At 55.0% G+C, this 13,088-nt stretch carries 11 protein-coding genes; 5 read left to right on the forward strand and 6 right to left on the reverse strand.

The features are described 5' to 3' along the window. The first annotated feature begins 5 nt into the window (after window positions 1-5). Together DTL42_RS21155 and DTL42_RS21160 are read left to right on the forward strand one after the other, a co-directional pair. A complete protein-coding gene (locus tag DTL42_RS21155; protein WP_199590191.1) occupies window positions 6-1,073 on the forward strand; it encodes a prenyltransferase/squalene oxidase repeat-containing protein in 1,068 nt (355 codons plus the stop codon). A gap of 11 nt (window positions 1,074-1,084) precedes the next feature. Beyond that, the gene (locus tag DTL42_RS21160) at window positions 1,085-2,290 is read left to right on the forward strand and encodes an NPCBM/NEW2 domain-containing protein (RefSeq protein ID WP_158545505.1); all 1,206 of its coding nucleotides are present in this window, start codon (window positions 1,085-1,087) and stop codon (window positions 2,288-2,290) included. An 84-nt stretch (window positions 2,291-2,374) separates the two neighbouring features. On the opposite strand, the gene DTL42_RS21165 is transcribed toward DTL42_RS21160, so the two are convergent. Then, window positions 2,375-3,583, reverse strand: a complete 1,209-nt coding sequence (locus tag DTL42_RS21165) for a 2,3-bisphosphoglycerate-independent phosphoglycerate mutase (RefSeq protein WP_114371920.1) — start codon at window positions 3,581-3,583, stop codon at window positions 2,375-2,377. 333 nt (window positions 3,584-3,916) lie between these two features. Between DTL42_RS21165 and DTL42_RS21170 the strand changes: the two genes are divergently transcribed. Continuing rightward, window positions 3,917-4,624 carry a metal-dependent hydrolase gene (locus DTL42_RS21170; RefSeq protein ID WP_114371922.1) on the forward strand — a complete coding sequence of 236 codons (708 nt, stop codon included), beginning with the start codon at window positions 3,917-3,919 and terminating at the stop codon, window positions 4,622-4,624. 51 nt (window positions 4,625-4,675) lie between these two features. On the opposite strand, the gene lpxB is transcribed toward DTL42_RS21170, so the two are convergent. Next, window positions 4,676-5,899 (reverse strand): lipid-A-disaccharide synthase, encoded by a 1,224-nt coding sequence (gene lpxB, locus DTL42_RS21175; RefSeq protein ID WP_114371925.1) that lies wholly within the window; start codon window positions 5,897-5,899, stop codon window positions 4,676-4,678. Window positions 5,900-5,918: 19 nt separating this feature from the next. Next, a complete protein-coding gene (locus DTL42_RS21180) occupies window positions 5,919-6,668 on the reverse strand; it encodes a hypothetical protein (RefSeq protein ID WP_114371927.1) in 750 nt (249 codons plus the stop codon). Window positions 6,669-6,948: 280 nt separating this feature from the next. Between DTL42_RS21180 and DTL42_RS21185 the strand changes: the two genes are divergently transcribed. Continuing rightward, complete coding sequence (locus tag DTL42_RS21185) at window positions 6,949-7,434, forward strand: DUF420 domain-containing protein (RefSeq protein ID WP_234824300.1); 486 nt, start codon at window positions 6,949-6,951, stop codon at window positions 7,432-7,434. Window positions 7,435-7,457: 23 nt separating this feature from the next. Here DTL42_RS21185 and DTL42_RS21190 read toward each other — a convergent pair whose 3' ends face one another. Further along, window positions 7,458-8,711: a sialidase family protein gene (locus tag DTL42_RS21190; RefSeq protein WP_114371931.1), complete on the reverse strand. Its 1,254-nt coding sequence runs from the start codon at window positions 8,709-8,711 to the stop codon at window positions 7,458-7,460. A gap of 281 nt (window positions 8,712-8,992) precedes the next feature. Here DTL42_RS21190 and DTL42_RS21195 point away from each other — a divergent pair, with 281 nt between their 5' ends. Beyond that, entirely contained in the window at window positions 8,993-9,811 is an 819-nt protein-coding gene (locus DTL42_RS21195; protein ID WP_114371933.1) for a glycerophosphodiester phosphodiesterase, read from the forward strand. A gap of 20 nt (window positions 9,812-9,831) precedes the next feature. On the opposite strand, the gene DTL42_RS21200 is transcribed toward DTL42_RS21195, so the two are convergent. Both DTL42_RS21200 and DTL42_RS21205 read right to left on the reverse strand, forming a co-directional pair. Continuing rightward, a complete protein-coding gene (locus DTL42_RS21200) occupies window positions 9,832-10,719 on the reverse strand; it encodes a hypothetical protein (protein ID WP_147274390.1) in 888 nt (295 codons plus the stop codon). A gap of 411 nt (window positions 10,720-11,130) precedes the next feature. Then, window positions 11,131-12,645, reverse strand: a complete 1,515-nt coding sequence (locus DTL42_RS21205) for a 2-isopropylmalate synthase (protein WP_114371937.1) — start codon at window positions 12,643-12,645, stop codon at window positions 11,131-11,133. Window positions 12,646-13,088: the final 443 nt, after the last annotated feature.

Consider the following 13,088-nt stretch of genomic DNA (forward strand, 5'->3'; position numbering starts at 1 on the left):
GTCCCATGAAATCCTTTTCCCGTAGAACAATGCTTCAATCTGCCCTGGCAACGGCGGCCGGCTGTGGGATCGGTTCGTTGCTGCCGGCCCAGGATTGGCGTGGCACATCGCGCAGAGGCTCGCGCGGACTAATTACGCAAGACATCCAAGCGACCATCGATAACGGTTTGCAGTACCTGGCCCAACGCCAAACCTCGGTGGGCGATTTACGAGGCGCGTTTGGCAACGACGGCTATCGAGCCAACACGGCCGTGGTTGGCCTGGCAGGCTTGGCGTTCATGGCCTCAGGCAGTTCCCCTAACCGGGGACCGTACGGAGCGAATATTTCGTCCTGTGTCGATTACCTGTTGGCTAACACGCAAAGTGGCGGTTTCGTCGCGGTACCGAATGCCCGCACGCATGGCCCCATGTATGGGCACGGCTTCGCCACGTTGTTTCTGGCAGAAGTCTACGGCATGACCGGGAACCCTGAACTGCGCGACACCCTCCGAGCCGCTATCAAGTTGATTGTCGACACCCAAAACGCCGATGGTGGCTGGCGTTATCAACCGGTGCGGAGCGAAGCCGATATCTCGGTTACCGTTTGTCAAATGATGGCCCTCCGAGCGGCCCGCAACGCTGGCATTTATGTTCCTAACGAAACCGTCGACCGCTGTGTAAGTTACGTTACCCGCAGCCAAAATGCCGACGGCGGTTTCAGCTATATGCTTAGCGGGGGACCAAGTGCTTTCCCTCGTTCAGCCGCAGGGGTCGTCGCGCTCTACAGTGCCGGTATGTACGAAGGGGAAGTCATCGAACGTGCCCTCCTTTACCTAGAAGACAACTTGCCGCATGAAAGCACATTCCGCGGCAACAATCATTTCTTCTACGGGCAATACTATGCTGCCCAAGCGTTCTGGCAGGTCGGTACGCAGCGTTGGGAACAATATTACCGCACCATTCGCCAAGTCCTCCAAGATCGCCAAACAACTCAGGGGTTCTGGACCGACTTTATCTGCCCCGAATACGGCACCGCGATGGCCTGCATCGTCTTGCAACTTCCGAACAACTATTTGCCTATTTTTCAGAAGTGATGCAATTTTCCGTGTCTGTTTTCCGCTTTGCCAGTTTTGTTTTGCTGATCGGCCTGGCTTCGCCTTGCTTGGCTCAGTCGGCATTGACCAGCCAGATCCAGACGATCGGCCAACCTGAACGTACGGTGTCGCTCAACGAGTTTCCCCTTTCCGGACAATGGACCGGGCCGGGACAGAATATCGACGTTTCTCAGATAGTGCGGTTTGGCAATCCAGGGCTGATCAAAGAAGACAGTGTCGTCGCGTTGGAAGACGGCTCGTATTTCGCCGCCAAAGAACTACGAACCGAAGGGGTAACATTGCATGCCTACTGCCAGTTGTGGGACGAAATGCAAGTTCCCTTGCGCCCGCTCCGAGGTATCTTACTAAGGGCGCATCTCGATCCAGACCAAACACGCCAATCGCTCGATCGCATTCACAACTACCAAGGATCGCACGATCGCCTGTTGCTTTCCAACGGCGACTACATCGACGGCACGTTCCGTAACCTCTCGGCGCTGAAGGTAGAGTTTCAAGTTGGCGAGAAATCGCTGGAACTCGATCGCCGCCGGATCGAAGAGATTTACTTCGCACAAACGAGTGCGACGTCCGCGCCCCCGCAGCAAGGGGTTTGGATTGGGTTCCGCGATGGCAGCATGTTCCTGGCCCAAAATATCCGCCTCGCTGACGACCGCGTTACCCTGCAAATGCGTAGCGGTTTCGCACTGCGTTCTTCGGCGTTAGAAAACGCCTATGCGTACATGGTTTATTTGCGTCCCCTTGGCAACGATGTACGGTACCTTTCCGATTTAGACGCAATCGGCTTCAAAACTCTGGGCTTTCTGGCCCCTAGTTGGGAATACAAAAAAGACCGTAACATTCTCGGCGGCACGCTCAAGTCTGACGGTTATATCAGCCAGAAAGGAATCGGGCTGCATGCAACCGCTCGGTTAGCCTACCGGGTCGAAGCAAGCGATGCTCGCTTCAAAGCCAAAGTCGGCATCGACGACGACACCGACGGCGCTGGCAGTGTGGTCTTCAAAGTTTACGTCAGCGAGACCGGCAGCCAATGGAAACCAGTCTTTGAAAGCCCAATCGTCCGTGGTGGAGACTTGCCCGTCGACGTCGATGTGCCCGTGAAAGGGATGAAGGGGATCGCCTTGGTGGTCGAGTTCGCCGATGGGGCCGATGTCCTAGATCATGCCAACTGGTTCGATGCCCGCTTTGAACCAGAGTAGGGCAGGGGAGAGCCTCCTTCGAAACAAAAAAGCGGCGGAAGCAAAGCCTGCTTTCCGCCGCCCATTGTTTTTCGCCAAGGGAGCTTACGCCCCGTACTTCTGCAAGCGGTGAGCGTTGGCCATCGCCAGCGTCATCAGGTACTGAGCCTCGAAATGTCCCAGTCCGCCCCGGCAGGCAGTGTCTTCGCCGAAGGTTTTATGGCCATCTGGTCGGCAGCAGTTCGAGTACAACAACGTGGGAACCGGGTGCCAACTGTGGCTGGCCAGGAACGACGGCGTGCTGTGATCGCCAGTCACAATCAGCACGTCCGGGTTCAATGCCAGAATCCGCGGAATCTGTGCGTCGAACTCTTCGGTTCGCTTGACCTTGGCATCGAAATCGCCATCTTCGCCGCTCGAGTCGGTGTACTTGAAGTGGATGAAGAAGAAGTCGTACTTGTCCCAGTTCTCTTCGAGAACTTTGATCTCTTCTTCCAGGGTTTGCGGCTTGCCCAAAATCTCCATTCCGACCAAGCTGGCGAGGCCCTTGTACATCGGATAAACAGCGATCGCGGCGGCATTCAAACCGTAGACATCTTCATACGACGGAATCGCAGGCTTGGCCGAGAAGCCACGCATGGTTAGGCAGTTGGCCTTCTTCTCGTCCTTCAGCATCTTCTTAGCGGCTTCCACAAACTGCTTGGCGATCACAGCCGTCTTCTTGCCTGCTTCGTCGACACCCTCTGGGTCAAGCGGCAGAACACCGGTCGCTTGCGGATCGGTATCGTGCACATTGCCACCCAGACCGTCGCCACCACGGAACACCACCACAAAACGGTGTTCTTTAACCGGCTTCACAATCACTTCCACACCAGGGATCTTGATCGCGTTAAGGCTTTCGGCCAGCGGGGCGCTTTCTTCGGTCGGGATACGTCCGGCACGGCGGTCGGTAATCTTACCGTCCGCGTCAATCGTGCAGAAATTGCAACGCACGGCAACATCGCCAGGCTGCAGCACAAGACCAATACCGGTGGCTTCCAGGGCCCCGCGACCAATCAAATGCTTCAGTGGATCGTAACCGAACAACCCCAAGTGCCCCGGACCGCTCCCAGGGCTGATGCCTGGTTTCACTGGTATGCTGGCACCTTGCACGCTTTTCGCGGCCAAGGCGTCGAGGTTCGGAGTCTTGGCGGCTTCCAATTCCGTTTTGCCGCCTGGTTCGTGCGGCAGCCCACCCAGGCCGTCCCCCACAAACATAACGATCTTCGAGTCGTTCTTGGTTTTCAAGCTGCGAACCAGGTCGATTTGGTCCATGGCGTTACTCTTTCCAGAATATTCAAAATGGGTGGGTTGATTCGTAAACGATCGATGCCCCAATTATCAGCTTTTTTGCTTACTTCACAACCACGTTGAAAAAGGAGAACCCGTCTGAAAACTTAATGCGAGTCCAGACTTGGCAATCCTAAGAAGTGTCCGCTATGGTGTTGAAAAACACGAAATCAGGCAGGTTTTGCTTCACCTTGGGAGGAATTCGCGGCGATAAGCGAAAACGTGTTTACCCTGCCTGAAGTGATAGCATTCACCGCCAGCAGGCATAATGCGCCCCACTCATTCAGCGAGCCAACTCAGAAAAAAGGAATCTTCACCATGGCACTGCAACTTCTTTGGCACGGACACGGGACTTGGTCGCTGCATACGGCCGATCACAAGATTCTGATCGATCCCTTTTTCACCGGTAATCCGGCTGCCGATATCACGGCTGATCAGGTCGAAGCCGATATCATTCTGCTTACGCATGGCCATGGTGATCACCTTGGAGCCAACGAAGACGGCACGATCGACCTGGTAGAAATCGCCCAGCGAACCGGCGCTGAAGTGATCACGATGGTGGAAACCGCAACTTGGCTCGCTGGCAAAGGGGTGAAGAAGGTCACCGGAATGAACCTCGGCGGCACGTTCAAATTGCCGTTAGGTTCGGTACGGATGACCCTGGCCCCGCATAGCAACGGTTTGCCCGATGGTACCTACGGTGGCCCACCGGCTGGCTTTGTGATTGAAACCGCCGGTCGTAAGGTCTACTTTGCCGGCGATACGTCGCTGTTCAGCGATATGAAACTGATCGGCGAATTAGGTCTCGATGCGGCCATACTTCCGGTTGGCGACTTCTACACCATGGGGGCAGAAGATTCGATCCGAGCAGTGAAGTTGCTCCAGCCAACGCATGTCATTCCAGGCCACTACAACACTTGGCCGGTCATCGCACAAAACATCGAAGAATGGACCACCAAGGTTCGCCACGAGACCAACGCCACGCCTCACGTCCCCATCCCAGGGCAACGGCTTTCGCTGGGCTAAAAAGCCACGCAAGCCCCGCTTTTGTCTTGGCGGCCTAACACACCCATCAGGCTAGGCCGCTTGCGACGTAGCGGTTTTGGTACGCTGCGTTTCTTCCATGTGCGAAAGAATATAATCCGCCCCACGGCTTGATGCCCCTTGGCCGACGACTCGTTCTTTCAGCGTACACAACTGCTGCACCATGCGCCGGGTTGAAGCGGGCTCTTCGAGCCAACCAGCAATTCGCCGAGCCATGTCATCGCTGCGATTCCGATAGGTCAGATACTCAGGGTAAACCACCTCTTCAGCGCCTGGTGCGTCGGGGTCGTAGGTATAGTAGCCGTTTTCATAAAACAAATCGTCGCGGGCCAGCAGATTAACCAGCGTGATGTACTTCACCTTGCGAAACTGGCTTTGCACCCAATGCGCGACGCGGCTGATGCGATAATGAATCACCGCTGGCTTTTCGTGGTACAGCAGTTCCAACGAAACCGACCCACTGCATGCCAGGCAGCATGTCGCACTGTGGATTAACTCAGGAGTTAAATCAACGTGAACCTCTGCTTCAACTCCGCTGGCTAATACATGCTCGAACGCTTGGGCAGCATGCCGATCGTTAAACGCGGCAATCGCAAAGCGAACCTCTGGGACTTGTTGTTGAATTTTACGAGCCGTTTCCAGAAAGACCGGCAGATTCGAGGTCACTTCCTGGCTACGCGAACCTGGTAACAAGGTCACCAGCGGGGTCGTGTTTTCCGTTTGTTGACGCAAAAAGTCGGTATCGAGATGCTGGTTCTCAAGTTCGTCGAAGTAAGGATGTCCTACGTAGGTCGCGTTGACACCGCGCTCGCGATACCAACCTTCTTCAAACGGCAACTTGCACAGCGCGTGATCGATCAACCGCCGCATCTTGCCGATTCGCCACCCAGCCCAAGCCCAGATTTGCGGGGTTCCATAATAGAACACCGGAATCCCATGCGCTTTGGCCCGGGCAGCAATCCACCAGTTGAAGCCTGGGTAGTCGATCAGCACGACCGCATCTGGCTTGTGATCGCGAAAATAGCGATTTGCGCGCAGCATCAAGCCAATAAAGTTATGCAAATTCAAGAACACACGCAGGAACCACATCACGGCCCAGCGTGTTAAGTCTTCGTGCAATTGGCAACCAGCCTCGGCCATTTTGGGCCCGCCGTAGCCAACGCAACGGATGTCTGGTCGGCGCGATTTAAGCGCGCGAACCAAGTTTGCGCCGTGTAAATCGCCGCTTGGTTCGCCGACGCTGAAAAATATCTCCATCGGTTCCGTCAACCTCGCTCTAGCCCGCCTTGCGTCGTGATTCGTCCTCGAAGAAGGCCACACGCAGATCCGGCAGGATATTCGCGCTAGTACCTACTTCGCTGAAATCGACTTGGGTCCAACGCTGCTGTAACCAGCGATGTCCGGCCCAATCTTTCCAGGACCAACAATCGGGAAGTGGAGAAGCCTGGATCGGCTGGCCACCGATCAATGGGGAAGCGCAATAGGCCACACGGTAACCCAACATGCCAACCAGCAAAGGTAAGCCACGGCTTAACCCTTGTATCTGAGGCAAGCGAGTTAGTGCTTCACGACGGGCTCCCCAAACTAGCCGCGAAACGTCCAATCGGGCCGGGTTCCCCATGCGTCGCTGAATCCAATCGGCAACGACCGATACCGGCGACGCAGGTTTCTGACTTGTCGAAACAAGGACTAAGTCCTGCTGAATCAATTGCTGCAATATTCCTCGCAAAATCGAGTCCGGAATACCGCTTTCGGCTGGCAAGTGAACGACTAACTCTCCTTCCGCGACCTGAGTCCCGCAAAACAGGGCGGATGAGTAAGTCCTTGGCCGGCGAATCTCTACCCGTCGAATACCCTCCCGCTGGGCGAACCGTAGCGGGGTGTCCTGGCAGTCGGCGGACAAAGAAAGCAAAATTATCTCGCTCCGAAGATCCATACCGCGCAGCACCTCTTCCATCGTTTCCACCTGTTGACGGATCGAATCGTTCCAGTCGGTGTAAGGAATGAAGAGAGAAAGCTCGCGCATATAATTCCTCGGAAAGAAAGGGATCCAGGGAAATAATCGGGCGAGAGTATGCCAAAACAGGGCAATCACCAACAGGTCAGTTTCCCGGGGCAAATGGTGGAAACCGAGCAGCGTGCTAGCAGACCGGTGGCGAAATGTCGTAACTCCGTAATAAACCTGAAGATCCACCCACCTGGGAAAGATTTTCGTCCCTGATATCATCGGGGTATGACGATACTGTTACGAAGCGAGCGTCTTTAAAAACGTACAACGCTCGCAGTGGGGCGAATCGATGAACGCAATGAGTCTGTTAGCACAAAACGCCGGCTTTCTGCCAACACGCGGGTCGATCATGATCGACTTCGTCTTCTTGGCCATGTTCGGTATCATTCTGATCTTGGGGATCAGTATCTACCTTGTCCGCTATCGGCGCATGTACGAGGTCCACAAATGGATCCAAGTCATCACCGGCATCGTGCTGCTTCTGGCGGTGCTGGCTTTTGAAATCGACATGCGTTTCTTCACCGATTGGGAAGCCTTAGCCGAGCCTTCCAGCATTGGCATGAACACAATAAAGGGACTGCTCTACTTCCATCTTCTATTCGCCATACCGACGCCCCTGCTGTGGATCTTTGTCATCTGGCATGGTCTGCTTCGGTTTCCTAACCCAGCCGCCCCCAACGCTTACAGCAACACCCACATTTTCTGGGCCCGCCTCGCCGCGATTGGCATGCTGCTAACAGCGGTCACTGGTTGGATTTTTTATTACGCGGCATTTGTGGCCTAACGACCGCCGCTCAGATAAATGTCTTACTCTGCCGGATTCAACTTCCCCGGCACCATAATGGGTTGTCGCAGTTTCGAGCCCTCGCTCACCAGCTTGCCGGCAGCTACGTCGGCCTCGGTGAACTTGGCCAGTAAGATATGCCCCTTCTTGCTACGTTCCCAATCGTACGAAATGTAAATCGATCCATCCGGAGCCTGAAAACCATCTGGGTAGGAAACACCTTTCCGTTCGTCGAGCATCAACCCGCCGTACCAACTCTGGCCTTCGTCGTCTGAAAGCCACGCCGTTAGCTGGCTGCGGCCTTGGTGCTGGTCGATTTTCGGGCCATGCTTCACCAGCAGCCACTTACCGGAAGCCAGTTTTCGTAAATGAAAACGAGCCGCTGGATGTTTAATTTGCGGCGGCAAGGTCGGCTCGCTCCAGGTTCGTCCCTTGTCGTCAGAAATACTGAGCATGGGGCCAACGCGGGTCCGAGTAAGCATCCACAGCGAACCATCGTTCCGCTCAATCGCCCGATGTTCCATCCAATCTGGCTGCGGCATTTTCACGCCGCCACGGTATGTCCATGTTTCTCCCTGATCGGTCGACACCAATAGGTTCGCCCCCCGCATCGGCTCCAACTCGGGGAACAGCCCCACGGAAAACGGGCCGAATCCGTTCGATTGCAGAAGCTGTGCGAAGATAACCCACTCGCCGTTTTCAAGTACCGTCGGCTTGTTAAGCATCGAGCCATGCCAGATCCGTTTCGGTTCGGTCCAAACGAGCGTATCGGCGTCGGGATCGTCGCAACGTGTGAACCACAAGCCACCTCGCCCGTCGAAGTGGTTCATCGTTTGATCGAAGAAGACCCACAACCGTCCCAATGGGTCGATCCATAAGTTGCCTACGATTACCGAACGAGGAAGCGGCAAATGCGAAGCCCGACCATCGATCACCAGCAGCGGCTCGCTCCACGTCTGACCATCATCATCACTTTTAGCAACCAGCATGTATGCCTTAGGACCATCTTCGCCACCGATCCATGCCGCAAACAAACGCCCTTTGGGCGTCCGCTCGATCCCAATCGTCATCCCGTATGCAAGATTAGCGACCTCATATTTCGGCTCTGGATCGGTATTAAGCACCGGCGGCAAGAGCGCCAAGTCGGCGACCTCGCCCAGGACCTTTAATTCCTGCTGGCGATTCGCCTCAGGGCGATCCGTTTGTTGAGCGGAGCAGGGTGTGACCACACAAGAAATAACGAGCAGGGCAAACACTGCGCTGGCAAATCGAATCACGGCGGGGCTTTCTTTGGGTGGGAAAATCAAGAAGAGGCAGCCCCTCAAGCTACCTGTCCCGTATGGGCAATTCAAGTATGCCAGAAGGGCCGATCGCCCCACTGGCAGCAAGCATCGTCCCGCCACGGTGAAGTTTGACTTCGATGCGAAATTTTCAGGCCGGAAATATGCTCTGCCAAGCTTTTCATTTCCACTGCAGACCAGTCCCAGTCGCGGTGGTAAGCTAAAATCATTAGTTAGCTCACCTCTTTCCCTCCCTCCTGACACACGAGTTTCCCACCATGCTTTGCTTCGTTTCCCGCAGCTTACTGCTGATTACTTGCCTTATCACTTCAAGCAGCTTTCTTTCTGCTTCAGAAAAAGGGCCCATCATCATGGCCCATCGAGGCGGCGCCCATGAGTTTGAAGAAAACACCATGGAAGGGTTTCGCAATTGCTACGAACGGGGCATTCGTGGCTTCGAAACCGATATTCGTATGACGAAAGATGGTGTCCTGGTCGTGCTGCACGACGATAGCCTCGACCGCACCCATCAAGCCACCGGCGCGATCGAAGACAAGACCGCCGCCGAACTGAAAGACGTGGTGACCAAGAAGGGACAGAAGTTCCTGTTCCTGGATGAACTTTTGGGCTATTTTGCCGACAAGCCAGGCGTTTATCTGGAGCTGGAAATGAAAACCAGCAACAAGAAGCTTTATCCCAACGAGCGGATTTCCGAATACTGCCAGAAGCTGCACCAAGCCGCCCAAAAGCAACAGCCGAAAAGTTCGACCTACGTCTTTACTTCGTTCGACGAACGTCCACTGAAAGAGATTCACGCCCTCGATCCCGAAGCTCCTATCTTACTGATTGCCAGCAAACCATGTTCGAAAGAGCTCATCGAACGAGCTAAGCAGCTTGGTGCCGGGCGGATCGGATGTCGCCTGGAAGGGACTTCGCGCGAAGCGGTAAAGGAAGCCCAAAAGAACGGCCTGATCGTCAGTTGCTGGCCTGGCCACAGCGTTGAAGACTACTACATGGCCTTAGGGCTGGGGACGTCCATTCACTGCACCGATATCCCCATGGTTATTCAAAGCGTGAAAGAACAACTGCCAGAGTAACTCGCTTGGCAGCCGATCCCTTAATCAACATCTTCACCAGCGGACAACTCTGCCTCGTCCGCTGGTGGACTCTCATCCAATTTCCGCAGCCAACGCACACCGAATCCGTTGGCTGCGATATCGAGTGGATACAAGAGCACCAAAGTAATGGGGTAAGCAATCACGATCGCAAATAGAATTTCCACTTCCAAGCCTATTCCAAGAAACCATGAAGCGGCGAAATAGAACAAGGGGGTAAGTAGCCAAACCCCGACAGCCCGCCACAAAACGGTTTTGCGAACCTCTGGCTGATCAAAACAGAGAATACTACCGACACACGCCACCACCACAGCAAGAGACAAAAACGCCAGTCCGTCTTCCATGTAGCCAGTCCAAAATCGGCGGTCGGGATCGAATTCGACAACGGCTGGCCTCCACATCACACACACCCAAGCCACAGCAGCAATCGCTCCCATCATGCCGGCGATGGAGAATTGGGTAACTTGCCATTTCGCGCGAACGGGAGAAAACGCCCTGGGCAATACCGAGCAGACCACCGCCAAACAAAATAGGAACAGCCCGATCTGTAAGGGGGAACCCTCAATACTCATTCTTGGCGCCGTCCTGGGCCACGGCTCAGGCTCCATTAAAAAACGAAAATAGGGCGCCGATATCCCCATGATTCCCCAGCGTAGCCAAAACGGCCCACGTCCAGCCCCAATCCAAAAGCCGAGCGTGGTTGCTTGCAACATCGCCGCCAAGCTAAAACCATCGTGCTTGTCGTAAACTGTGTACGCAGCCAGATGCCCCAGCACGAGTAATATCAGCGCGACAATGGCTACTGGTGACGGCTCGTGCTTCTGAGGTGGCGGCTTAGGCGGGCCAGAATCTCCGCGACGCTCGGCGTTTAGTTTTTCTAACCAGTCCATTGCTTGCCCCAACACTCTTTTGGCGGCATCGTGCCGACCTAAATGAACCTGCCCCAAACATACTAGTCATTCCAGAGCAGCATTCTGCCTGATTCCACAGGCCCTGTCACGCTTGGTTTGTCGTCAACGTTTTTCTTGCCATGTTGACAGTTCCACAATACCTTGGAAATCCACACATGGACCATCGGCCCATCCTTCACGCTGCGCACCTCACAAAGTAACCCCACCGAACGAAAGCAGCATCAACACGAGCCCCAAGAGTTTTGAGTATGAAACTCGCAACATGCCAACAACGTCTTTTCTTGACTGAAAACGGAGCACTGAAAACTTCAAACGGGCCACGAAAAAAGCCTGCGGAGCGAAAACGCTCCGCAGGCTATTGATTTAACCCACAATCAGACACTCATCGGACTACATCTGACAAATCCGGTTCACTGCGTCCAGAATTGCATGGACGGTTGCTTGGACCGTATCGGTCGAGCTGCCGCGACCACGGACGACCTTTTTGTCGGACTCGATTTCGACAGTGACTTCCCCTAAGGCGTCTCGGCCCAGGGTCGCACTGCGGACTTGGAAGTCTTTACACGTCAGCGGCACGCCGGTGATCCGTTCGACCGCCCAGAAGGCAGCATCGATGGGGCCGTCTCCTTCGGTGATCTCCGCCGACTTCGTTTCGTCGCCATGTTTCAGGGTCATCTTCACGCAAGGCTCTTTGCCTGTGCCATGGCTGACGTCAAGCGATTCCAGAACCCACACCTGACGGCCATCACCCCGAATCTGCTGATCGCACAGCGCGGCGATATCGCCATCGTAGATTTCCTTTTTCTTGTCGGCCAGCTTCTTGAATTCCTCGAACACCACTTGAAGCTGTTCGGCGGACAAGTGATAGCCCAACGCTTTGGCCCGGTCGGAAAGCGCGGCCCGTCCGCTGTGCTTGCCGAGGACGAGATCGGTCTTTTCGAGCCCGACATCTTCAGGCCGCATGATCTCGTAAGTGGTGGGCTCTTTGAGCATCCCATCTTGGTGGATGCCAGACTCGTGGGCGAACGCATTGCGTCCGACGATCGCCTTGTTCCGCTGCACCTGCAAGCCGGTAATGTTGGAAAGCAACCGACTGGTTGGCACCAAACGCTTGGTGTTGATCTTCGACTCGACGTTGTAGTAATCGTGCCGAGTCCGCAAGGCCATGACAACTTCTTCCAAAGAAGCGTTTCCGGCTCGCTCGCCGATGCCGTTGATCGTGCATTCGACCTGCCGGGCACCTGCTTCGACCGCCGCCAAGCTGTTGGCGACTGCCATGCCGAGGTCGTCGTGGCAATGCACACTGATCACGGCCTTGTCGATATTGGGGACGCGGTTCTTCAGATCGGTGATGATCTTGTGCATGTGATTGGGCGTGGCGTAGCCAACCGTATCTGGGATGTTAACGGTGGTCGCCCCGGCATCAATCGCCGCTTCTACAACACGGCACAAGAAGTCAGGCTCGGTCCGAGAGGCGTCTTCCGGCGAGAACTCGATGTCGTCGCATAACGAAGAAGCCAACTTCAACGAGTCGATCCCGCGCTGGATGATTTCTTCCGGTGTCATCCGCAACTTGAACTCGCGGTGAATCGCGCTGGTCGCCAGGAAGACGTGAATCCGCGGTTGGCTGGAATGCTTGAGTGCTTCCCAGGCGCGTTCAATATCGCGCGGGTTGCAGCGGGCCAAACCACAGATCGACGCGCCGCGAATGTTCGAGGCGATCTCTTTGACCGACTCGAAGTCTCCTGGCGAAGCGATCGGAAAGCCAGCCTCGATAATGTCGACCCCCAAGTCGACCAGGGCCTGGGCGATCTCCATTTTCTCGGCCAAGTTCATGCTGGCCCCCGGAGATTGTTCGCCGTCGCGGAGCGTGGTATCGAAGATTTTGATGGTGGAATCGTTCATAGGATAGGTGTGTGTTTGATGTTGGTTCGTTTTTATGAAATGTCGTTGAAATCGAAGAGCCGGCCGCAAGCCGGCGCGACTAGGAGCAGGCCGGCAGCGTTGACCACTCCAGCAACTTCGATCTTGGGGAACATCGACATGGGAAACTCAGCCTGCTTCAAATCAACAATCGGTTATCAATCAACAAAAAAAGCCCTAAGGCGTTGGGCCTTAGGGCTTTTTGGTAATCTCGTTATAGTGCGAACGCGAAACCTTCCCTAACACCCAGAGGTGCTTAGCAGTAGTTGCAGAGGTAGAAGGTTTAGATTCATGAAATCTTGCTCGCAAGTAAGTGTATTTGCTATGAAATGACTCTACTCCCACAGTTAGGTTCGGTCAAGGCGGCGTATTTCCCGTAAAGCAGAGATTCCCAGGACCTTGACCGCAAAACAGCCAAAATCGGG

Source organism: Bremerella cremea, from assembly GCF_003335505.1.
In the GTDB taxonomy this organism is placed as follows: domain Bacteria; phylum Planctomycetota; class Planctomycetia; order Pirellulales; family Pirellulaceae; genus Bremerella; species Bremerella cremea_A.